The following is a 22,290-nucleotide window of genomic DNA, read 5'->3' as shown; positions in this document are numbered from 1 at the left end:
TAGATGGCAGGGGTTCGCCAAAGACTCTCGACTAACAATTGACCTGCCAGAATAATTGTGGAGGGATGTGGTTTCAATGCCGTTGTACGAATATGAATGTGGTGATTGCAGCCATCGCTTTGAACGGCAGCAGCGGTTCAGTGATCCTCCGGTGACAAATTGCCCTGAGTGCGATGGTGCAGTGCGTAAGGTATTCCATCCTGCGAGTGTGATCTTCAAGGGAAGTGGATGGTACGTCACCGATAACCGCACGAACAATGGCAAGAGTGAGAAGAACGGCAGTCCAAAACCCAAGGATGCCCCGGCAAAGGATACTGCCGAGTCGAAAGCAGCGGGCACGGCCAAATCGGATTCTGGTGGAGAATCGAAGTCTGCGCCGGCTAAGAAGGATTGACGCCTTCGTGTCCGTCGTGGACACACTGCTCACAGTTTAGCAAAGCTATAGCGGTTGACTGGAAGGACAGCGTGGCATACAAATGCCACCCTGTCCTTCTTCTATTGCCCTCATGGTTGCAAAGCTGCTGCGCTTGTCGAGTAGCCCACCTACACGTGCAACTGCGTAAATTCATGGGCATTGGAGTTAATTTATGTCATCTTAACAATCGGCTGTCCTTTGAGCCAGTAGGCGAACCCGGCTGAAAACAGGAATGCCACGCCAAAGATCCCAAAGATCAACTGTTCACTACCTAAAAGGGCAATGATGGCTGCTCCCGCAAGGATTGCTATGCCGACGCCTAGGTCGCGCCACACAAAGAGCGACGCGATTGCAAGGTGACGATTGCTGAAAGTGGTGAGGTCGCCGATCATGGCGTTGGTCGCCACCGGCACGGTGCTGTTCAGCAGGCCCATGGCAAGCGCGGCAATTCCCATGGTCAGAACCCCACCGACAAATGTCGGTATGAGCAGACCAAAGCCCGCTACGCCAAAGGAGAGAATGAGAATGTGCTCACGGCCAAGCCAATCGGCAACGAACCCGCCAAGGTAGCTGCCAAAGACGCGCGTGACCCAGTAGCCCGCGGTGATAAGCGCCAGCGCGCCGTGACCTTGGTCGCCGCCAATAATCTGGCTGAAGCTGCCCAGAATGAGGCCGAAAGCGAGTGACGAAAGAAAGAGAAAGAGCGCAGCCAGACCGGTGCGCGGAACGGTTAGCACCTGGAAAATCGGCGCCAGGCGCGGCTTCACGCGTTTTGTGTGCTGGTAGGGCAAGAAGAGGAATGTCGCGACGCCAATTGCCGTAATAGCGGCCGCCACCAGCGGGCCAAACTCAACGTTGGTAACACTCATGAGCGCCCCGAGCAGAAGCACGCCAATCGCTTGCCCGCCGGTTGTCGCCGTGTAAAGCAAACCGCTGGCGCGTCCGTAATGCGTGTCAGCGGTCGCATCCAGGAGTTGCGTTGTGCTTGATATCCACATGGCCGCGGCGCCCCATCCCCACATCCCTGCGGCAATGAGCAAGAGCTCAAAGCGATTCAGGGCGAATGCGGCCACGGCAAAAAGCGAGTACGTCGCCGCTCCCAGCACGGTGCTCCAATACTCTCCCAAGTAGTAGAGGGTATACGCCACCACTGCGCGCCAGACGAGAAACGAGATGTATACCACCGCAAGTACGGTAGAAGCCTGGAAGGCGTTCGTAGCCCCCTTGTCGGTGAGAAAGGGAATCAAGAACTGCTGAAATGCGCTCGCGCCCATGAAGACAAAGAAGAAGCCCGTACTTAGGACAATGACGGTGCGCGGCATTCCCGCCGCCGGCCTCGCTAGAACTCTCAATGCCTTCACGCAGTGGTAACTTTCTTGTTATCGAGATTCGCAAGTTGGCAACACAAAGTGCCATGTAACCAGAGGAGACTTGCGAGGCGTACCCAAAGCCTACGTCTGCTTGGGTACGGTGGGTGCACGCAGCCGCACGTACTCAGGCAACGGCTCACCAATCAATGGGCGGACATATTCTAGGAACTCAGGAGTTACAAAATTGCCTTCATTATTGAGAAAGGCATCAGGGAGCGGTCGCTCTTTGCCCGCAACTTCATCCACGCTAATGAGACCGGTGTTCACTGCGTAGTCCTTGCCGGGCTTGCGCTCCAACGTAACCATCTTGCCGGTCTCACCCCCCACTGCCGCTGCCACTGCCGCTTTGCCGACGCGGAAAGACTCTTCGAGGTCTACAGATGAAGCGAGGGATATGCAAGCGCGCTGCATCGTGCCAGGCTTGTCTGTGCGGCTCTTCAGCCCCAACTCACTCGCCACCAGTTCCGCGAGTAACGTGCTCACGCCGCCGAGTTGTCCTCTGCCGAAGGCATCTCGGTCAACAGCGCGGTCCGAAGCAAAGAGCAAGGCTCCATCCGGTCGACGCAACCCCTCGCACACGGCGACGTGTACATACCCGTATTGGTCGTAAGCGTCTTGCACAGCCTGCAAGAATCGTTCCCGGGTAAGCGGGCGTTCTGGAACGAATAGAAGATGCGGCGGATCTGCTTCCTCCCGCTTTGCCAGCGCAGTGGCGGCTGTTACCCAGCCGGTATTTCTGCCAAATGTCTCCAGGACTTTCACCTGGTCGTGCGTGCGCAGCGCCCAGGAATCGGAACCCCCATCCATGGCGGCCAGCGCCGCAAACCGTGCCACGCTCCCGTAGCCCGGCGTATGGTCAGTGCCCCACAGATCATTGTCGATTGTCTTCGGCACGGCAATTGCATTGATGTCGTAGCCGCTCGTCTCGGCCCACCGGTTGACCGACTGCACCGTGAGCGCCGAGCCATTGCCGCCAATGTAAATGAAGTACCGGACTCCATGTGCCTTCAGCACACCCAGTGCCCTTGCGGCGTCCGACTCCAGCAGGCCGTAGCGACACGAACCCAGGGCAGCCGACGGTGTTTGCCTGATCGCGCTGAGGAGCTTTGTTGAGGCATCGTTCAGGTCTATGAACCGTTCTTGCAGCAAGCCTTCTACGCCGTTACACATGCCGTAAACTCGGTCCACGGCATCACTCTGCAGCGCGGCTTCGAGCACGCCCGCAAGCGTGGTGCTCAGCGTGGCGGTTGATCCGCCTGATTGTCCGACAACTAGGGTTCCACTCATAGTGCTTATGGCAATCGTAGGTTGCAGGATCGAAGCGAGCCTTGATGATGAACGGTTGCCAGGAGTGCGCGCCTACGCCAATGATTTCCATCACAGCGCAGGCCGTCCCGGCAATTTCGCAGCGGTTCGCAGTGTGTGAAGCTTGCTGCTCTCAGTGCATGCTACTGTCTACCGAATCAACCGTCAATTTGGGCTGGCGTCACATCAATCTTGGCAACCTCGTTTCTGACCGGTAGTCGGTATAATTGCATGAGAGCTTTTGCGAAGATTACTGATTTACAGGTAAATAGGGGGTTTTGGCATGAGGTTGCAGGGCAAAGTCGCGCTCATTACGGGGGGCGGGAGCGGTATAGGGGAAGCCATGGCATTGCGCTTTGCCGCCGAGGGCGCAGCCACCGCAATTGTGGACCTAAATCAGAAGGGCGCGGAACGAGTAGTATCCGCCATACAAAAAACGGGAGGGCGGGCGCATGCCATCGCGGCCGATGTTGCAAGCGAGAACGACGTGCGTGCCATGCTCGCTGAAACCCAAGACCGATTCGGCCCGTTGGACATTCTTGTGAACAATGCCGGTATCTACGTGGACAAGGACATCGAAGGCACAACGGAGGACGAATGGGACCGCATCATGAATGTCAACGTCAAGAGCCTCCTTTGGACCTGTAAGTACGCCCTGCCATCCCTGAAAGAAACAAAAGGAGTAATTCTCAACATTGCCTCAATGGTAGGCGTGCACGCGCAACCGCATTCGATTGCCTACTGTGCTTCGAAAGGGGCGGTAATCACATTTACTCGTGCGCTCGCCCTGGATTGTGCCCAATATGGCGTACGGGCGAACTCGCTCTGCCCGTCAAGCGTTGCCACCCCGCTCTTCGAAAGCTTCCTAAATGTGCAGCCCGACCCGGACGAAGCGCGTGCCGGCGTTGCGGCGCGGGCTCCACTGGGCTATATTTCTTCACCGGAGCAAATGGCCGACGCCGCGCTCTTTCTCGTCTCGGATGAATCGTCATACTTTACGGGAACTGAACTCTACGCCGATGGCGGCGGCACCCTCGGATACAAGACAGGGTAGCAACGCTTGTTATTGGGAGGACTATGCTGCCCGTGGGCGGAGCATTTCGTTCCCCGTAGGCGCTATTCGTCGCCACTGGGCAAGATCTCAGCACCAACGCTGATCGTCCCCTCGGTCAATATCTCCGCGCGCAGGCCGCCGCGGTGCATTAGGTGGTTGACAATGTGGGAGTGTCCGCTGGTTTCTGCGAGGATCGCACACGGCTCGCAGAGCAGCAACCCCCGCAGACGCACGTCGCCAACAGTGAACTCCCTGTCGATGAGATGATTGAGCGGCACCCCGGAAACCAACACGTTCCGGCGGGACTTTTCCGGTTCGAGGCGGTACCCATATTCCCGCTCCAGCGCATCGAGGCTTTCGCTCTCGATCAGTGTTAACTCCCGGTGCGGTCCCGCTCTATCCGAATACGTAGCGTTACCAATGAAGTAGCGGTCGCCTTCAATTCCCTTACCGGGCACCACACGCACTTCCTGCTGTGAGACCATTGGTTCCCGGCGGGCCGGGGCGGTATAGATGCTGAGGACTTTCCCTTGGAACATGCTACTCTCCTTGCTCGAAAACTGAGAAATAGTGTGCGAAGAACCGATCGGCGTCGACCGTTTCTGCCACCTGATGGCAACCAGCGGCGTCATCTTTCTGCCAGTGCGTGAAGCCTGCGAGTGGCTGGCTCTCGAGCTCCACTCGTACGTTGCCGAAGGCAAAGGAACAGATTCGGTCGTCGAAGACTGTCGTGGCAGCGAGAGGATCATGGAAGGTGATTTCGTCTCGCCGCTGAAAGAACACCTCGGCAAATGCAGCCACCGGCTGGAGCAACGGTAACTGAAAACGATCGCGCACGTCTGTGGCGGACATGGTGACCTGCCGTGTAACGTCGAGACCGTGCGAACGATGGTTGGCGGCTGAACTCTGGTAGACTATCGCCGCTGCGTGAGGATCGCACGAGGCGTTCCACTCCACCGGCGCTCGTCCCGCCGCGCGTCCAAAGAACTGTCCGCACATGAGCGCAAGGCCTTTTAGCATTCCGGGTATCTCTGGGTCTGCGCGGAAGAGCAGTCCGACATTGGTCAGTGGGCCGACGGCAAGCAATGTGACTTCACCCGGGTGCGCTCGCACAGTTTGGCGCAGGAACTCGATTGCAGCGCCTTGTGGGAAGTCCTTGTCATGCGGCCAATCGCCCAACACATCCGCCTGCTGCGCCTTGGGCTGCCTCTGCTCGATCAGCAAGGGACTCTCTGCTCCAGGATAGATGGGAACATCCTTGCCTGCTGTCCGGCACAGGGCGCTGGCCAACATGGCGCGCCTGGTTGATTCACCGCTTACGGTGGTGATGCCAAGTAACTCGCACGTAGGCTGAGCCAGCAGGTAGGCCAGACACACTGCGTCGTCTATGTCGGTGCCGATGTCGGTATCGAACAGCACTTTTTCCGGCATATATGGGACCTCTGGGTAGGCTCCGTCGCGCTCAGACCGCCGTGCCTGCTGCATCGCGGCATGTTCGATTATGCCACAGTCGAACTTCAGGGATAGGACCACATTCATGCCGAGGGGTACAGTTCGCCAAGGCCGCGAGAGTCCCAAGTCTCGTGCCGGGCCGCACACTGCCCAATCTTGGGCCAGGGGCTACACAACAGACGCGGAAGGTTGGCTTCACGTGAGTAACACGATAGTACGGGTAGAGTAGAATGAAAGGCCAGAGAGCGCATCATGTTTTGAGAATTGCTTAGGGGAAGGGCAACAAGATGAGAGCATACGACGTCGCCGTCATCGGCGCCGGCATTATCGGGCTCATGATTGCGCGCGAATTGCGCGCTGCCGGGCTGACAGTGGCGCTCCTAGAGCGGAGCGAGGTCGGCAAAGAGGCGTCGTGGGCGTCTGCTGGCGTGCTCATGAGCAGACCCTATCCCTACGAGAGCATTGCCGACTTTAGGCTGCGGGTGGAAGGCAGCGAGATGCTGCTGGCTTTGGGTCCCGTGCTTGCAGATGAGACTGGCATCGATATCGAGGCCGTGCGTCACCCTGCTCTCCATCTTGCCCATACTGCGGAAGATGAAGCCAACATGCGGGCGCTACAACCGCAGTTAGAAGGGGCACGCCTTGGCTGTGAGTACATCAGCTCGGAGGAGGTTCAGGCACGCCAGCCAGAGATCACGCTGCCGGTGGCCCTCGGCATGTTGACGTCGTGCGCGAACATCGAGAACCGTCGCTTGCTGCGTGCCTTGGAAGTCGGCGCGCGCAAGGCGGGAGTCAATGTTCTTACCGGCTGCGACGTCCGGGCACTCCAAGTTGAAGGCGGCAAGGTCACTGGCGTGCGCACGGCAAACCAAGCCTTCCATGCCGGAGCGGTCGTCAATGCGGCGGGCAGTTGGGGCGGCACGCTGCAAGGAGCACCTGAGCACATTCCTGTGCAGCCGGAACGTGGGCAAATGCTCTCCCTCCACGCGGATGCCGTTGCGCTCAGACACCTCATCAACCTGCCGCAATTCATAGTCATCCCGCGCAGGAGCGGACGTATCGTCCTTGGTGCGACAACGGAGAAGGTGGGCTACGACAGGCGCAACACGGCGGGAGCGATCCAAGGCATGCTTCACGCCGCCATCGAGGCCATCCCGGCCCTGGCGGCAGGGACAATCGAGGAGCTGTGGTCGGGATTCCGTCCCTTCAGTCCCGACGGCTATCCCTTGGTCGGACCTTCCGCGCTCCCTGGCTATTACTACGCCGTCGGCCACCACAAGCTAGGCATTCAACAAGCGCCCATCACCGCTGAGATTGTCAAGGATCTCGTGACTACCGGCAAGACCAGCCGCCCCATTGACCATTGGATCCCCACCCGCTTTGGAACATCGGCGAGATGATCGCAAGCGACAATCTAGACCGTCGGCAGTTGCCTTCTTGCGAAACACTACGGTCAGTCAACGGTCGGCTTCATGGCAGCAGCCACTCCCTAATTTTAGACCCGTGCATAACCCTCGCCGCAGCGAGAATGTCCCTTCTCCCGTCGAGGGAGAGGGCGAGAGCCTGCCCCGTACTCGATACGCTGGATCGAGTACGGGGGTGAGGGTGAATCTCCTGAATTCTCTACTTAGCATAGCGTTTCCTGCGCTGCTTCATATTGACACTGCACAGCACAAACGGCAATTGTAGCAAGAACACCCCTCACCCCGACCCAATCCCCAAGAGGCTGTCTCATAGGTCGACTCGATTGGCTAAATCGTGCTTCGACAAGGGCTTAGCGCAGCAGGCTTCGCGTAGCCCTCAGCACGAACGGATTGTTGCCTGTTACGTTCGCCCTGAGCCTGCCTGTCCTGAGCCTTTCGAAGGGTCGAAGGGCAAGTCTACACGGAGCGATGCGTTTATGAGACGGCCTCCCAAGGAGACGGAGGTTTTCTCATCTGCAGGTGAGTTGCGCAACGGTCTCCTAATTAGACAAACCGAATACACGGGTGTCGGGCTTGAAGACGGCCCAAGCAAACCAGAAGTGGTTGCCATTCACGATGGACTGCAGTTGCTTGCCGGTCAATGGTCCTGCAATCGCGCGGCCAAGGACATTCCACTGCGATTGAGTTTCCGTATCCACAATTTTCCCGTCGTCATTCACTTGAAACTTCAGCGTGGCACCGTCGACTACCGGCGCGAAAACACCGGCGGCGCCAATGTCTGCACCAGAGAATGGAGATATCGCGCCGGGTTGGTGAAATACCACTATCGGCTCGCCGCCGACGGAATCTTCCACTACCCGCTGCTCCGCCAGCACGTTGAAGGGATAGGCGGCATCTTCGCCATTCAGCGACACCGTGACCACTCGTTCCATGGCGGGCAGGCGACCGTCTACCTCCTCATAGAAGAGGAAGGGCGATCGAGAAATGTCGTCATAGCCGAGATACGGGTTTCTGCCATACGATCGGGGATTGCCGGTTTCGCGCGAGAGCACCGGACCTTCAGGATGCGTGCTGCGGAAGTCTGCGAAAGAAACTATCGACGCCGGCACCGTGGTTAGTTTCTTGCCGGTAAGTTCGCCTACGATGGCCGTTCCCGTAATCTGCTGCCACCAACTCTCCGTCTGACGGTCGTACATGATCAAGTCGCTGTAGCGCAAATTGCCGCTAACACCAAAGTCATACGTGGTGCCATCCAGGCGCCGGTCGAAAGCAATCGCGGTATTGCAGAGCGGGCAGAATGTCACCGTGACCGGCACTCCGCCGATGGTGTCGTTCACAATCTCGTGCCAAACCAGAATTTCAATCGGATAGGCCTTCGCCTCTCCGTTGACTTCAACCACTACAACGGGTTTGCGATCATCAAGGTATGCTGCGGCTTCATCGGACGTGATGAAGGCCGGGTCGTCAATTGGGGGGATGCCATCTTTGCCGGGACCGCCTGAGCTGATTTCGCTCAGCGGCACGCTATGCTTGGAAAAGTCAGTCTTCCACCCAAATGTGGAGAACTGGAGATTAGCGGGAAGCTCCGGTGAGGGAGAGGGTTGCACAGCCTCTGCTTCAGGAGTAACGGCGGGCTCGACTTCCTCTACGGTCGTGTCCTCCCGCGTCTGTCCGCAGGCCACTGCGGCTACGATAGCGACCGATGCGGTGCCGGCCGCTAGCAGAATGTTGCGTCGACTCAAGAGGTTGCGCGGGGTCCTGTTCACTGGCTGACTTCTCCTTTTCACGTGTCCTGTTGCGCGCCATGGACGACATTCTCTAGCGCAGAACGGTCTGTCAGAGTAATCCGTTTCCGTCCGATTTCGAGATAATTCTCATGCTTCAGCTTGTCCAACGTCGCCGTAACGGTCTCGCGATAGACGCCGAGCATGTCCGCCAAGTCCTGATGCGTAAGCCCCTGAATCTCATCGGAATCCTCTGCGAGCCGCAAAAGCAAAGCCGCTGTGCGGGCCGGCATGGTCAAGAATGCGCTCTCGTGTAGGCGCTCTTCGGCTTCCTGAAGTCGCTCGTTGAGCACTTGAATGAGGCGTAAGCCGATCCTGGGATAGGTGACGAGGATGCGTTCCACCTCAGTGCGGCCCAGTGTGCACAATGTTACGTCATCCACTGCTTGGGCCACCGAATCTCCCATCGCCTGCCCAAAGAGCGGCATTTCTCCGAAGAATGTATCCGGCCCCAGCATTGCCAGCACGAGCTTGCGGCCTTCAAATGATATGCGGTAGAGCTGAACGCGGCCCTCTTTGATAAGAAAGAGCATCTCTCGGTTATCTTCGGGCGTGTGAATTACCCCTCCCTTGTTTATGTGCACCGTCGCGCTGGAATGGTCTATCTTACTAATTTCATGCGGCAGAAGGTCGGCGAAGATTTCAATCTTGGAAATACAGGAAAGCGTATGGTTGTAAAGTCCCAATCGACCGTTCTGCCGTTGGCTTGTCCGCAGTTCCTTTGATCGAGAGGATACTCGGTAGTTTCTCATGCGGCTAATTCCATTTGCAGGGCGGCAGCGAATTGCACTGACCTGGAGCCGATCTCTGTCCCTAATTGAGAGCATATCATGCTCACGAGCAGCGTTTTGTACGCGAGACTACATTACGGCAGCGATGAGGGTTTTCGCACTCGCACCTCGTGCGCAGACTTGCCGATTCCGGATGTCAGCGGCGTCAGCCGGGCAATGGGGAAGACTCGAAAGGTGATTCTTCAGATCCCAAAGTTGACGGTCTGCCGGCACGTTGCGCCACAGAAAAGATGTCCAATGCAGGAGCCCGGGCGCCAACTTAACGGACCGAAGAGGGGTCCTTCAACGCGGGAATTGGCCTCGCCTGAAAGTCTCGCAGTTGCCTAGCTGAAGAACGGGTTGTGGTCTCGCTCTTCCTGCACGGTCGTGGCCGGACCGTGCCCTGGCAAAAGACTTGTCGCGGGCGGCAACGTGAGAACGTGCTCTCGAATAGTCTGCAGCATCTTGGGGAAAGCTAGACTGCATCTTCCCATCGAGCCGGCAAACAACGTGTCTCCGGTGAAGGCGGCATCCTCGACCACGTAGGTGACGCTCCCCGCGGTATGGCCCGGAGTAGGGACGACCAGGACGGAAAAACCATCAAACTCCACCGTCTCGTTGTCTTTCAGTATCCGTATGCCTCCACTAAAAGCTCCTCTTGCAAGATTTTCGTCGGCAGTGTGGACATGGACGGCTGCGCCGGTCTGCTGCTGAATCGTGTCCGCCGATTCCGTGTGGTCGCCGTGTCCGTGCGTGAAGAGAATTGCGAGCAAGCGGAGTCCAGCCTGATTGACGCGCTGCACAACCTCATTCGCCAGCCCACCAGCATCGATGAGCAAGGCGGTCTTTGTCTTGTTATTGACCAGCAGGTAGACGTTTGCGTTGTACTCTGCGACGAGAAAGTGCTCGATATCTATATTGTCACCGGCCGTGAAGCCGCATGGTGCGGGTTCCCATTCTTCACGTGCAATTGCCCCAAGACGCTCCTCTTGCAGCCCAAGTGCGGCGGCAAGTCGGCCCACAACGGCCTGATCGGGCGTGAGTGTGTAAGCCTCCATCTTCTCAACATCGCCTGCGCTGACACCCACTTGCTCCGCCACTGCGTCAACGGTCAATCCCAACCCTCGCCGTGCCTTGCCGATGATGTCACCAAACTCGTCTTCCAATGCGTATGCCATAGCTCAAACTCCTCGTACTGCTGATACATCGTCACGGATGTTCTCATTCATTAGCTAGCACCCCTCGCACTAGCGGTTACAATTCGCATCCTAAGGACAAAGAGCATGCAGAGTAGAATCCCGATCAACTCACAGCCCGCTCTATCGGAATCAACGTGGGGTCAGGAGAATTCATCTCTTTCGCAGCCGTTTGGAAATGCTTGACGACTATCGGATGGCAGGTAAAGACGAGAACTTGATTGGTTCTTGATAGTTGCACAAAGGCCATTGCGGCCCGCAGAGCCCGCTCAGGATCAAAATTCACAAGCACCTCATCGACAATCACAGGCAGCGGCTCCGTCCGTTGGCTGAGTTCTTGCACCAAGCCAAAACGTAGTGCGAGGAACAACTGTTCACGCGTGCCGCGGCTCAATTGCAACGGCTCTCTTTTGACTTCGTCTTTACCACTGACTCTGATAGTCTTTTCACCTAGAGGGGCTGTAACCTGGTCATAGCATCCGCCCGTAATTTCGCCAAAAAAAGCCCTAGCGTTACGGACAACACCAGGCTGCCGTTCACGTTCAAACGTGCTACGCGCTTCTTCCAGGAGTCCCTCCGCAAGCCGGTGCTTTATCCATTCTCGGGCATATTCACCGAGTTGTGCCCGCAAAACGCCGCGCTCTGCCCTTAGTGCCGAGGACTCCTCTTCGCCCGTGAGCGCCTGCAACGCATTATTTATCGAACCACGCTCGGAAGCCAATTCTGTCAAGCGACTTTGTTTCTCTGCCAGTTCTTCTTCAAGCCGGCTAGTCTCATCGTTGATAGCCTGGATATTCGTCTCTTGGAGGGACGTCTTCAGCGCCTCAAGCCGCTCGCCGGGTCCGCTGACTTTCTGTAGCCGACCGCTCAATTCGCTCCGCTTTTCCTCTAGATTGTGTCTTAGCCGGTACGCGGCTTCCCGTTCTCGAAATTGCTCGACGTTCGCGGCGCCCCCGGAAGCAAGCAGATCCGATTTCTCTCGCTCTACTGCCTCGAGATCACTCTTGCGTTCTTCAATTCGGCGCCTGGCCTTCACCAGTTCTGTGGCCGCCGTCTCTCGCTCTCCAACTCTCTTCTCAATCTCTTTTCGCAACGCAACAAGCTCATCGACGGCAACTACAACGCTATTTGCATCGCTTTCATCAATTGCAATCCCACATTTTGACGCTAACGGTTCTGTGACTCTGCGATAATCGCAAATGCTCTGCCGGATGGTAAGAGCACGCTGCTGCGATTCGCGAACAACCCGCAGCCGATCTCGCCCAAGTTCTACTCCTGCCCGAATCTCCTCTATCGCCTGAGCGTTCCAGGAATCGTGCAGACCTCGTGCTCTTAGCCAGTCCTGCCACTCTAGTTTAGTTGCCCCAAGCAGCGCAGTTGCCGTCTTGCGGCCTTTTTCAGACTGCTCCAGTTTGCTTTTCCGGTTCTTGACCACTTCCCTGGCAGCGCGGAGCTTCTCAACAGCACTTTCCCACTTGCGGATTTCTTCCTGCTGCCGATCCAAGTCTTCTAGGTAGGACATGAGTGTCGCTTCATCAATCGCTGCAAGATCAAGAGTAGCACCGCTTTGTGCCAACGCCGACTGATGCTCTTCCAACTCAGTTTCCGAACGCTTCAGGGATTTTCGGATTTGGTCCGCCAGCGGGGACTCAGCAACCGTTTTAATTCTAGTGTTAGACACAAGGACATACGCCACAACACAAACTATCGCCAGAGCAACGAGGCCATTCCATGTAAAAGAGGATTCCCCAAGCAGCGCGCTTGCTAGCAGAAGTCCAAGTATGACTGCGGCGACAAAGAGAACAATTCCAATTTGCTTAAATCCAAAAGCTGATCGTGAGGCAGGACTGCCCAGGGCGTTGATCTGATCTTGAAGACCGTTGATCCTATTGCGAACCTCATTCACTTTGCTCAACAGCAATTGCGCTTCGCGAACGCTCGCTCGGCGCCGGCTAAGCTGTTCCTGATCGAAACTTGGTTTTGTAGCTTGCGCAAGCTCTTCGTCAATAGCCTTTTCTGCTTCCGTAGCTTCCTGAAGCACTTCTCTGCTCTGAGCAACTTGAGCATTGCGTTCATCCACTGCCTTTGTAGCTTCTCGCAACCCATCCCCGAACGCTGCAATCTCATCTCGCACCGCAATTGAAAAGTCGAATTGCTCAAGCCGGGCTTCGTCCCAATCTACGCCAAGGTCACTCAAGACTTTGCTTAACTCTTCTTGACGTTCGCCGGTTTCGGTCTCCCGCTTTGGCAAGTCTCGCAAGGCACTTATTATGCGCTCTCGTCCCTGCGAGAGCTTATCTATGGCTGTAGAGTGCTCAAGAATCGACTCTCGGTCGATGTCCACACTTGCCGCAGACTCAGCAGCTTTTGCCTGCGAGAGTGCACCATGAAATTCCCGCCGGGCACTCCTAAACCGTTCTACCAAAGCTTCTAGGCGAATCAAGCCATCTTCCGGGAAAGTGATAATGGATTTTGCATCTGCAAGCGCCGCCTCGATACCAACGAGGTCATTCCAATCATCCCAGCTCACTGCCAATTGGCCCTGCCATGCAAGTCGTAACGAAATTTGTTTGTGCTCAATCCGGATTAGTTTACCTTCCTCCTCTAATCTTTCGAGTCTCGCTGATAGCTCGCTGAATTCCGCTGCATTTCCCGCAATACGCCGCAACTTAATCTCAATTTCCTTTAGTTCTGCAGCGACTCTTGCGCATTCTTGCTTGCTTCCGCCCTTTAGGAAAAGCTTGTTTTGCCTTTCGTTGACCGCCTTCAAGGCAGCGGGGAGTTTAGTTACGCCCATGCCAGCGCTGTAGATTTGACTATTGACATTTTCGTCCTTCAACAGATCGTCGCTATACAATTCATCGAGGGCAAAAGCAAAAATACTCTTAAACACATCACCGGTTTGGTGGCCCACGAGCCGGGCAAGCGTGGCCTCATCTTGGATAACTCCAGAATCGTTGGTGATCGTCATCGGCACGCCACCAGGCTCTTCTATACGGTGGACTGTGTAGTATTGTCCGTTACAATCCTCAATGTCAATGCTCCCGCCGTGTCTGCCGCCGGCTAATGCGGGATAATGCTGGGCACGATTCCGCTTCGGAAACCCAAACAAGACACAGCGCACAAATGCGAGCAGTGTGCTCTTCCCCGCTTCGTTTAGTCCGTAGAGAATAGTAACGGGGGACTCGATTGGACCAAAACTGCAATCTGCAAAGTGACCAAAGCCTTCGATGTGAAATCGTTGTATTCTCACGTTTCGTCAACCTCAGTCAGTAAGTCTATGGCTATAGACTCGGCTTCATCGATCAGATCGGATAGCTCTATTTTCTCATGCAACTCGTCCGGCAAGTCACGGCGAAATCTGTGATGACGCAAGAGTTCATCAAGATTGGCTCTCAGCCGATCCTGCAATTCATGGTCATTCTTCGCCCGATTGCACACGCGCAAGAACTCGGCAACAAAGTCGCTCCCTACCACTCTCTCCGCTCGATTAAACGGCGACGCGCTCTGATTCTCAATGCGTTCGCACCAAGTAAACGGTGAATAATCACTCCAATATTTGTTTATTTCGTCCCGCAATTCCTCGACAAAATTGTCTCTGCGCAGCACGGCGCTCAAAGATCCTCTGCCCGTGAGCGTGAGTCGCACGACCACAGATCGCCCATCAGCTTTAGAAAGGGTTTCCCGCAAGAGCTCGCCAAGATCGTCAAGTAATTCCTGCTCTGTCTGCGAATCGGAGATATCAAACCTGAGACTTGCCCAGCGCACCACATCGGTGCAGTGAAAAGCGTGTTGTATGCTTCTGTCGTCGGCTACTTCGACCAGATAAACACCCTTGGCCCCAGTCTCGGTTGGATTCTTACCTTGCGGGTTGCCGGGATAAGCGACCGTTGGTGTACCGTCTCGTAGTATTTGTCGTGCGTGAACGTGGCCAAGGGCCCAATAATCTACCCCAGTCTGCTCTAAGTCACTCAATGTGCAAGAAGCGTAAGCATCGTGGTTCGGATTACCACCCACATTGGCATGCAACAGGCCGATAGAAAAACGATCCGGGTCTACTCTCCCAAGTTGGTATACAAGATTCTCCCTAACCTCACGAACGGGGTAGCTTATGCCATAGACAACCGCAGAATCGGGGCTCGAATCAAAGAATGGCACACACTCAAATGCTCGGCCAAAACGATGGCAACTTGACGGGTAAGTCAACTGCGCCTCCCAGCCCTCCAATGGATCATGGTTGCCGTGACAAATGAATGAGCGTATTCCCGCTTCATGTAGTCGTTCTAATCCACTTACAAACGCCCGTTGAGCGCGAAGACTACGGTCAGCACTGTCAAAGATGTCTCCTGCTACCAGCAGGGCGTCCACCTGCTCATCTATGCACAAGTCAATTAAGTTCTTGTACGCTTCAAAAGTAGCATTGTGCAGAGCTTTCGCCACACTTGGTGGGGCGACGGCCCTTAAGCCCGAGAAGGGACTATCCAAGTGCAGATCGGCGGCGTGGACAAACCTAAGTTTACTCATTCTTGTTTATGCCTTTGTGGCTAGACTACGTCCATCTTTCGATGTGTATGTCATGCCCTATAACCCTCAAACTATCTGCCTCAAATGAAGTGAGCCTGTACGTTTAGTCCATCCGCTCAATCAGTATCGGTGAATCGCCGGACACGTTCTTGAGAGCAAATAGATTGCATTCCACCCGTCCAAAGACGTTTACGGGTGAGGCGGGTCTAATCTCGTCGCCGTGGCTCATGGGAGTCGGCCCAAAGAAAATACAAAAAGCGCTGCCGGGCGGCCAGTAGCCGAGATCGCCCAGCTCTACTACTTCCTGAGCGTTGTCTTCCGTTAGCGCCACCGGGATGCGAAAGTAAATCTCGTCACCCCACACGTTGGCGCTGCCTTTGATAGGCAGCGCTTCCCAGATCGCTTGGGCAGTGTCTGTCTCATTCAGCGTCGCTGCTGCTTCCAATTCGCCGCAGCGGATGCGAATACGTTTTGTCATAGGGCACTCACCTGGCCGGGTCTCCATCCACTCGCTCTCATTCTGTAACACGTGCAAGAGCCAATTGGCAAGTAAGTAGATTCTCTCAACTTGCCTAAACCTGACTTCAATCTTGGTGGCGAATGACCCATAGAGTTAGTTCTTCTCTTCAAGCCGCACGCGCACGACGGTCAGCCCAAGTGACGGTGCAACCACGTCTATCTGTCCGCTGGCATCCACGGTGGAAGAACCGCAATTCGGCCTGACTACATTTGGCTCTTCCCATGTGTTGTGTGCCTTGGGGTCGCCGCCGGTGAGCACCGCAGTCTTCAGGGCGGCGGTTGCGCGGCGATCTCCGAATGAAACCTGGACTTCAACATCGTCTGTCAAGCTTCTGTTGACGAGAAAGACACAGACGGAATTGCTTTCTGCGTGATAGCTTGCCGTCACGTCCAGCACCGGGACTTCCCCTCTGGACCCAGCCGTATACGTCGGACCATCCACAATCGGCGTGAGCGAAAGTCCCTGTGCATGCTGCGAGAATAGTTGCAACGGATAGTAGATGCTCTGAATGAGCATGCCGTCAGGCTTTGTGAGAATGGGTGCGATGACATTGACGACTTGGGCGAGGCAGGCGATCTTCACGATATCGGCGTGCCGCAAGAAGCTGTTCAAGAATTGAGCGCAGACCAGCGCATCCTCCAGGTTATAGACCTCCTCGATCAAGTGCGGAGCGGGAGACCAGGCGCCATCAATCTTGCGGTCCTTGTACCAGACATTCCACTCATCAAAGGCAACGTAGACCTGTCTATCGCTTCTCTTGACGCCACGCACATAGGCCAGAAGACCGGCGTAGTCGTTCAAGACCCGGTCTATCTCCACGCCCTCCGCCAGGAACCACGCGCTGTCATCCTGAGAATTGCGGCTGTAGCGGTGGGCGGAGATATATGCGACTTCCTCCCAGCAGGACTCCAGCACGACGCGGTCCCACTCCAAGTAGGATTCCATATAGCGACCGGAGGAGCCGCACGCCACGAGTTCTATGGCAGGGTCGATCCCACGCATGAGACGAGCAGCCTGCTGCGCCTTTCCCGCGTACGCTTCTGCCGAGCAATGGCCCGCCTGCCACGGGCCGTCCATCTCGTTGCCTAGGCACCAGAGGTCGATGCCGTAGGGTTCGGAGTTGCCGTTCTGCCGACGTGCATCGGACCAATGGGTGCCGCCCGGAAAGTTGCAGTACTCGACGAGTTCTGCCGCTTCGCGCGGTCCCAGCGTGCCTAAATTGACCGCCATCATGGGCTCAATATCCATCCAGCGGCACCAGTCCACAAATTCGTCTACGCCAAACGTGTTCGGCTCGATGCTCCGCCACGCGAAGTCCGGCCGCACAGGACGCCGGTCTTGCGGCCCCACGCCGTCACGCCAATCGTAGTTGCTGACAAAGTTGCCGCCGGGATACCGCATGTACGGCATTCCCAGCCGCCGCAACGCCTCACCCACGTCCGTGCGAAAGCCATTGGCATCGCTCAACGGACTACCCGGATCGTAGATTCCCTTGTAGATGGCTCTCCCCATGTGCTCGAGGAATCCGCTGAAGATGCGCCGGTCTATCTCGCCGACGTGGCGAGCGGTATCCAAGCGGATAGATGCTTCCACCCAAGACTCCGTTAGGAAACGTGACATCCGAAAGTGCAATCGGCCTGTTTAGCAATCCCTCAAATGTGTAGCAATGTTCAATTGCTCGAGGGAAAACTCAATTGAAATGACCTAAAGGCTAACAGTATTGGGGAGTTCCATTCGAACCTTCTCGATAAGCAAAAGCAATTCCGAATAGGTGTTGGGACCGCCAATAAAGTCCCATAGCTCGCTGCCAATCAAAACCTGCTTTTCCATGTCCATTATTTGTTTTGTGAATGAGTGCCCATAGCGATCTCGCGTCACGTAAGGATTGTAGGTCAGGCCCAAATACGCCCTGGATCCATCGATTCCTCGTCTGTTCATTATGGTCAAGTAATATAGCAGCTTTCTCTTCGACTCTGCAGCAACATCCAGATTTGGAAGAGGAGTCTTCAACTCGACAAACAAGGGCCTTTGTTCAAAGTCATCTATGTATAGGTCGGCAGTTACCGATCTGCTTGACTGTCCACCGCCACGCGAATAAAGGATGTCTCTCATCTCGCCCTCATGGTCAGGTCTTCTTGGAGACTCCCGTTGAGATTGAGGCGTCCGGAGTTCGGTCACAATCTGCTCGATCATATTTATAGCTGCATCGTTTACAGTGCCTTCAACAACGTGCTCGGTGTGTACACTTTTGTATTGACCAAGCGCAACGGCTTTGGCCAAAGTTGGGTAAAGCCTCGTGCCCATCGATGTCACAACGCTCCGCTCAACCCTGGCCGCCAAAATTGCTTCTTCAGGAAAGAAAATCTGGTGGAACGGATACCCGAGTCTTATGTCTTTGAGCGTCCACTTGCTCAGTTTGGGAATCTGACTTGCGGCAAATTCCTTTAGGACACCAAAGACAGCGTCTCTTGTCGTGGTATTCAACCCTACTATCCTTTTGCCGCCCAAATCAAAACGCTCTCGAAGAAATCTCCAGCCCTTCTTCCCGTCCTTCTGTTTACGTGTCTTTCAAGTCTAGTCTCAAGAGTCACTCCGATCTGCTTTTGGATTTTCTCGTAAAGACCGTACTTATCGTTGACGATAACCACCATGCGACCGCCCTTGGAGAGGCGCTTCTTGACGTTCTCGAACGAATCGATCATCTTCTTGACGTACTCAGCTTGCGCTCTCTGCGAGCTTCCTTTCGTGGCTGGACCTATCTCCTCCTCAGCCTTCCACTCTAAACCCAGCAACTCGTATGCATACCTATGTTGTTCATGATAGTCAATAAGCCCCACATATGGTGGCGAGGTGACTACAAGGTCGTATTTTGGGAACTGGGCCCTTCTCGTGTCGTCAGTAGTTACAAGTACGGCCACATTTTTGCGAACGTCAGCAAACTCACGAATTCGTTTGAGTGTATCGTTGCTATACCGCTTCAAGAACTGTGCAGAATTCTTTGTTGGTCTGCAGGTTCGGCTATGCTTATAGCAGTAATAAGGCTCAGTTTGAGGCTGCTTTGGAAAGTCGAGGTCAAAATGGGTTGTAAGGCGCGCCGACCTAGCTGCCCGTGACAAGATCACCCTGAGGACGTCACTGTAAGTGTAATCTTCAATGTGCTTCCGGTATGCTAGCAACGAATCTAGTGCTTGAGGCGCAAACCACGACTGTAGGTAGTCGCTCACGTTATACTCGGCTTTCTGTTCAAGCAACGAGAGTTGGTTAGTGCCAAGCGCCCTCTCCAACGCATCGTTTATCTCATACTTGAGTAGACTTAGGTCGTACTTGCCCGTCTTTACTCGGGTCATTAGGGTGTTGAATTCGGAAATATCACACCCTATCGCATTTATCCCTAGCGATGCCGCTTCAACCAAGGTTGTGCCCGAACCGCAAAATGGATCACAGACCGTTGTAGGCGCAAATTTACGTAGGAAAATCTCGACCAACTGTGGAACGAATTTTCCAAGATAGGGATGAAGACGATGGACATGCTTTGTCCGAATTCGCTCCGGCAAGTCGCTTTCGCGCCAGTTGAGATTGAGGACTTCTAGCTTCGTATTTGAATTAACTGAATCGAATGCGGTGAACGGGTCCGTTTGATAATCAGGATCGTACCCATGTGACCTATCGGCACCAAGAGATGATGTAGATGGGAGATTGGTCTTGGTCTGCTTCATAAAGAAACAGTAACCCATCCGAGTTCTTCCCGCCAATTCGGCGCGACGTCGCCAAACCTGTCCATGCGCAGTCCGCTTATGTCAACGCTGGACTCGCCGTGGAGCACCAATTCGCCCACAACCTTACCCGTGGCGGCTGCGATGGCGAAGCCATGCGCCGACGCGGAAACAAACACAAAGTTGCTCGGGTGGTCCAGGATGTCAAAGATCGGCAGGGAGTCCGGGGCCTGTTCAATCACACCGGCCCAACTCCGAATCACCGGTACATCCGCCGCTACTGGAAACAGGTCCGCAAGTCGTCTGGCAATATTCCGTATGAGGGGAGTGTTCGGTTTGCTGGGATCGGAGATCAGATCCACATCAATCCATTCGTGGGGACCGCCACCGTAGAGCAGATTACCCTTCTTGGCCTGGCGCCCGTAGAGTCCGTTGCCCACCAGGGCGCACTGAAAGAGTGGTTCTAAGGGGGCAGTGGCAATAATCTCCGCCCGTGCCGTCGCTAGCGGAACGCGCACGCCCACCATCTCTAGGAACAATGCCGTCTGTGGCCCGGCAGCGCAAACCACTGTGTCTGCTTCGATGTCGCCGGCAGACGTCTCAACCGCCGAAACCCTCCCGCCGGTGAGCTTGAAGCCGGTGGCAGCGGTGTGCTGGTAGAGCCTGCCACCCCTATCTTGAAATGCCCAGGCGAATGCCTGGACCGACCGCTGTGGGTTGGCGTGAGCACCCTTGGGAAAAAAGATTCCGCCGAGGGACCTATCGGTGACACAGGGTGCCATGTCCTGTATGTCGGATGGGTCCAACACGTCCACCTGCACGCCGAACCGCTCCCCGACTTCGCGCTCGGTCAAGTAGCGGCCCATTTCCGCTTCCGATACGGCGACTTGGAGCCTGCCCTTTTGCACGAATTCGGTAGGATACCCCAACTCATCATCCAGTGTCGGCCACAGTCGCACAGACTCCACCGCCAATGGCACCAAGTCCGGCTCGTCTGTGCGCTCGCTAATCATCCCGCCGTTGCGCCCGGAAGCCTCGGCTCCCACGACCCCTTTTTCAACAACGACGACGTCCTTGCCCGCCTTGGCCAGATGGTAGGCTGTGCTGAGGCCCGAAATGCCGCCCCCTATGATGACGACGTCTGCTCTGTTACTAGGCATATTGCCTCTCCGCTGATCTATAGATCACTGCCTACCCCAACACTCTACTCACGGGAATGAACCACTTCACCCAGTTTTCGCGCATCTCCTCGGTCTCATCGTGGGGCCACATCACATTCAGCGGCAGCGGTCGCACGGGTGGCCGGTAAGACATATAAGGTACATCTGAAATATTGGTACCCGACTCCGCAGCCAGCAGCAGCGCAGCCTGCTCGCGGCAGCGCCTGCCCTGACATTGGCCCATGCCCACCCGCGTGAGGCGCCTGACTTGGTCTGGATCGACCGGACCATCCTGCAATTGGGTTTGCAGGCTCCGACTGTTCATCTGCTCCGACCGCCAATCTAAGTAACGGGGCGGGTCCAAGTCTATGAGTTCCGCGCGGGTAACTTCCTCGCACTCGCAGACAAGCACATCCAGCCCGCCTACATTGACAAGTGACTGCAGCCATTGATGCCAAACTGAATGAACGGCGGCCGGGCTGGCAGCGACTGCCTCAGCCTGAATCTCGGCGCGCCGGGCGCGCGCCTGCGCGCTATCGATAGCGCCGAGCGACTCGGCAGCGGCGATGCCGGCGAGGCGACCTTGATTGCGGGCGACATTGTCGTCCAGGATCATGCCATCGTGGAATCCTGCAACGTCACCCGCGACAAACACATTTTCGACGCTGGTTCGCATACACTCATCATGGTTCGGCACGTATCCACCAAGCTCAGACTTGAAGGTTACGTCGCAGTCCAGAAGACTGAGGAGCTCTATATTGGGCACGAGCCCGATCGCTTGGCACACCGTATCGGCGGCGATCGTCTTCTCTGAACCGCTGACCGGCTCGTTGTGTTCGTCTACTGCCACGAGCACGACGGACTCGATACCGTCTTCGCCGCCGACGGCTTCCTTTAAGGTATGTGAGGTGTAAAGGTCAACGCCGTCTTGCTGCAGATCTCTTGCGAGGGACTCGTCGCCACGCACGGATGAGGACACGTCAACAATGGCGACTACCTCAATGTCATTTGCGAGTGCCATTCTGGCAGTGTGGAGTCCCACGTTGCCAGAGCCCATGATCACCATACGCCGCGCCGTCAATGCCTGGTAGCGACTTAGCAGCGCGTGAGCGCCGTTGGCTCCCATCGCTCCCGCCAGGTCTGAACCGGCAAACGAGAAGTTCAAGTCCCGGGCGCCGGCCGCCACGATGAGCCGGTCGTACTTTATGACCCACGATTGCTTGTCGTCGGCCAAGCCGAGTTGCGGACCATCGAGTCTCCGGCTGGTTTCCGTATTGCAGAAAACGCCCCAGACGCACGTGCCAAGCTGAACCTCGACACCGGCTGACTCCAACTCACTGAGCGCAGGGCTTGCCGCGGTCACCCTCTCCAACATTGCATTTCTATTCGCGAGTGAGGATGTGGTCCGCTTGCCGAAGAAAAGTGGTACGTCTAAGTCCATCATGGACTTGCCGATGGGATTCTCGTCAATGAGTGTGACCGGCACGCCGGCACGGGCGGGTTCAATGGCAGCAGTCGTGCCGGCCGGACCCGCCCCCACAACTACCAGCGGGTTTGTTTTCCTTCTTGCCCCCCCTTCCCCACTGGGGGCGTAGGTCCAGAT

18 protein-coding genes are annotated in these 22,290 nt (G+C 55.9%); 3 read left to right on the top strand and 15 right to left on the bottom strand.

Annotated features, from left to right (window positions below; genetic code table 11):
- The first annotated feature begins 76 nt into the window (after positions 1–76).
- Positions 77–394 carry a zinc ribbon domain-containing protein gene (locus OXE05_02725; protein MCY4436232.1) on the top strand — a complete coding sequence of 106 codons (318 nt, stop codon included), beginning with the start codon at positions 77–79 and terminating at the stop codon, positions 392–394.
- 191 nt (positions 395–585) lie between these two features.
- On the opposite strand, the gene OXE05_02720 is transcribed toward OXE05_02725, so the two are convergent.
- A complete protein-coding gene (locus OXE05_02720; GenBank protein MCY4436231.1) occupies positions 586–1,737 on the bottom strand; it encodes an MFS transporter in 1,152 nt (383 codons plus the stop codon).
- A 129-nt stretch (positions 1,738–1,866) separates the two neighbouring features.
- Complete coding sequence (locus OXE05_02715) at positions 1,867–3,072, bottom strand: 6-phosphofructokinase (protein MCY4436230.1); 1,206 nt, start codon at positions 3,070–3,072, stop codon at positions 1,867–1,869.
- A gap of 301 nt (positions 3,073–3,373) precedes the next feature.
- On the opposite strand from OXE05_02715, the gene OXE05_02710 reads away from it, so the two are divergent.
- A complete protein-coding gene (locus OXE05_02710) occupies positions 3,374–4,144 on the top strand; it encodes an SDR family oxidoreductase (protein MCY4436229.1) in 771 nt (256 codons plus the stop codon).
- Positions 4,145–4,206: 62 nt separating this feature from the next.
- On the opposite strand, the gene OXE05_02705 is transcribed toward OXE05_02710, so the two are convergent.
- Together OXE05_02705 and OXE05_02700 are read right to left on the bottom strand one after the other, a co-directional pair.
- Positions 4,207–4,683 carry an MOSC domain-containing protein gene (locus OXE05_02705; protein ID MCY4436228.1) on the bottom strand — a complete coding sequence of 159 codons (477 nt, stop codon included), beginning with the start codon at positions 4,681–4,683 and terminating at the stop codon, positions 4,207–4,209.
- Position 4,684: 1 nt separating this feature from the next.
- Positions 4,685–5,683, bottom strand: coding sequence for a nucleoside hydrolase (locus OXE05_02700; protein MCY4436227.1), 999 nt, complete (start codon positions 5,681–5,683; stop codon positions 4,685–4,687).
- A 200-nt stretch (positions 5,684–5,883) separates the two neighbouring features.
- On the opposite strand from OXE05_02700, the gene OXE05_02695 reads away from it, so the two are divergent.
- The gene (locus OXE05_02695) at positions 5,884–6,996 is read left to right on the top strand and encodes an FAD-dependent oxidoreductase (protein MCY4436226.1); all 1,113 of its coding nucleotides are present in this window, start codon (positions 5,884–5,886) and stop codon (positions 6,994–6,996) included.
- A gap of 563 nt (positions 6,997–7,559) precedes the next feature.
- Here OXE05_02695 and OXE05_02690 read toward each other — a convergent pair.
- From OXE05_02690 to OXE05_02640, 11 genes are all read right to left on the bottom strand, one after another.
- A complete protein-coding gene (locus tag OXE05_02690) occupies positions 7,560–8,786 on the bottom strand; it encodes a DUF3179 domain-containing protein (protein ID MCY4436225.1) in 1,227 nt (408 codons plus the stop codon).
- Positions 8,787–8,803: 17 nt separating this feature from the next.
- A complete protein-coding gene (locus OXE05_02685) occupies positions 8,804–9,556 on the bottom strand; it encodes a Crp/Fnr family transcriptional regulator (GenBank protein ID MCY4436224.1) in 753 nt (250 codons plus the stop codon).
- A 362-nt stretch (positions 9,557–9,918) separates the two neighbouring features.
- Positions 9,919–10,752: an MBL fold metallo-hydrolase gene (locus tag OXE05_02680; protein ID MCY4436223.1), complete on the bottom strand. Its 834-nt coding sequence runs from the start codon at positions 10,750–10,752 to the stop codon at positions 9,919–9,921.
- 124 nt (positions 10,753–10,876) lie between these two features.
- Positions 10,877–14,023 carry an AAA family ATPase gene (locus tag OXE05_02675; GenBank protein ID MCY4436222.1) on the bottom strand — a complete coding sequence of 1,049 codons (3,147 nt, stop codon included), beginning with the start codon at positions 14,021–14,023 and terminating at the stop codon, positions 10,877–10,879.
- The gene (locus tag OXE05_02670; protein ID MCY4436221.1) at positions 14,020–15,294 is read right to left on the bottom strand and encodes a DNA repair exonuclease; all 1,275 of its coding nucleotides are present in this window, start codon (positions 15,292–15,294) and stop codon (positions 14,020–14,022) included. The genes OXE05_02675 and OXE05_02670 overlap by 4 nt, the downstream gene beginning before the upstream one ends.
- A gap of 103 nt (positions 15,295–15,397) precedes the next feature.
- A complete protein-coding gene (locus OXE05_02665; GenBank protein ID MCY4436220.1) occupies positions 15,398–15,772 on the bottom strand; it encodes a cyclophilin-like fold protein in 375 nt (124 codons plus the stop codon).
- 135 nt (positions 15,773–15,907) lie between these two features.
- A complete protein-coding gene (locus OXE05_02660; protein ID MCY4436219.1) occupies positions 15,908–17,407 on the bottom strand; it encodes an alpha-N-arabinofuranosidase in 1,500 nt (499 codons plus the stop codon).
- Positions 17,408–17,518: 111 nt separating this feature from the next.
- Positions 17,519–18,298: a TdeIII family type II restriction endonuclease gene (locus tag OXE05_02655; GenBank protein MCY4436218.1), complete on the bottom strand. Its 780-nt coding sequence runs from the start codon at positions 18,296–18,298 to the stop codon at positions 17,519–17,521.
- Between the two features lie 5 nt (positions 18,299–18,303).
- Positions 18,304–19,530: a DNA methyltransferase gene (locus OXE05_02650; GenBank protein ID MCY4436217.1), complete on the bottom strand. Its 1,227-nt coding sequence runs from the start codon at positions 19,528–19,530 to the stop codon at positions 18,304–18,306.
- Entirely contained in the window at positions 19,527–20,687 is a 1,161-nt protein-coding gene (locus tag OXE05_02645) for an FAD-binding oxidoreductase (GenBank protein MCY4436216.1), read from the bottom strand. The genes OXE05_02650 and OXE05_02645 overlap by 4 nt, the downstream gene beginning before the upstream one ends.
- A gap of 31 nt (positions 20,688–20,718) precedes the next feature.
- Positions 20,719–22,290, bottom strand: a 1,572-nt coding sequence (locus OXE05_02640) for an FAD-dependent oxidoreductase (GenBank protein MCY4436215.1), incomplete at its 5' end; no start/stop codon positions are given.

The sequence above is a fragment of the Chloroflexota bacterium genome, assembly GCA_026710945.1.
Lineage (GTDB): Bacteria > Chloroflexota > UBA11872 > VXOZ01 > VXOZ01 > VXOZ01.
This window is presented reverse-complemented; position numbering and strand designations above follow the sequence as displayed.

What these genes read in the sequence shown, in the direction of transcription:
- OXE05_02685 (MCY4436224.1), bottom strand. Translation starts at nt 9,556, where the DNA reads ATGAGAAACTACCGAGTATCCTCTCGATCAAAGGAACTGCGGACAAGC.
- OXE05_02645 (MCY4436216.1), bottom strand. Translation starts at nt 20,687, where the DNA reads ATGCCTAGTAACAGAGCAGACGTCGTCATCATAGGGGGCGGCATTTCG.
- OXE05_02670 (MCY4436221.1), bottom strand. Translation starts at nt 15,294, where the DNA reads ATGAGTAAACTTAGGTTTGTCCACGCCGCCGATCTGCACTTGGATAGT.
- OXE05_02720 (MCY4436231.1), bottom strand. Translation starts at nt 1,737, where the DNA reads ATGCCGCGCACCGTCATTGTCCTAAGTACGGGCTTCTTCTTTGTCTTC.
- OXE05_02715 (MCY4436230.1), bottom strand. Translation starts at nt 3,072, where the DNA reads ATGAGTGGAACCCTAGTTGTCGGACAATCAGGCGGATCAACCGCCACG.
- OXE05_02700 (MCY4436227.1), bottom strand. Translation starts at nt 5,683, where the DNA reads ATGAATGTGGTCCTATCCCTGAAGTTCGACTGTGGCATAATCGAACAT.
- OXE05_02705 (MCY4436228.1), bottom strand. Translation starts at nt 4,683, where the DNA reads ATGTTCCAAGGGAAAGTCCTCAGCATCTATACCGCCCCGGCCCGCCGG.
- OXE05_02650 (MCY4436217.1), bottom strand. Translation starts at nt 19,530, where the DNA reads ATGAAGCAGACCAAGACCAATCTCCCATCTACATCATCTCTTGGTGCC.
- OXE05_02695 (MCY4436226.1), top strand. Translation starts at nt 5,884, where the DNA reads ATGAGAGCATACGACGTCGCCGTCATCGGCGCCGGCATTATCGGGCTC.
- OXE05_02710 (MCY4436229.1), top strand. Translation starts at nt 3,374, where the DNA reads ATGAGGTTGCAGGGCAAAGTCGCGCTCATTACGGGGGGCGGGAGCGGT.
- OXE05_02725 (MCY4436232.1), top strand. Translation starts at nt 77, where the DNA reads ATGCCGTTGTACGAATATGAATGTGGTGATTGCAGCCATCGCTTTGAA.
- OXE05_02680 (MCY4436223.1), bottom strand. Translation starts at nt 10,752, where the DNA reads ATGGCATACGCATTGGAAGACGAGTTTGGTGACATCATCGGCAAGGCA.
- OXE05_02665 (MCY4436220.1), bottom strand. Translation starts at nt 15,772, where the DNA reads ATGACAAAACGTATTCGCATCCGCTGCGGCGAATTGGAAGCAGCAGCG.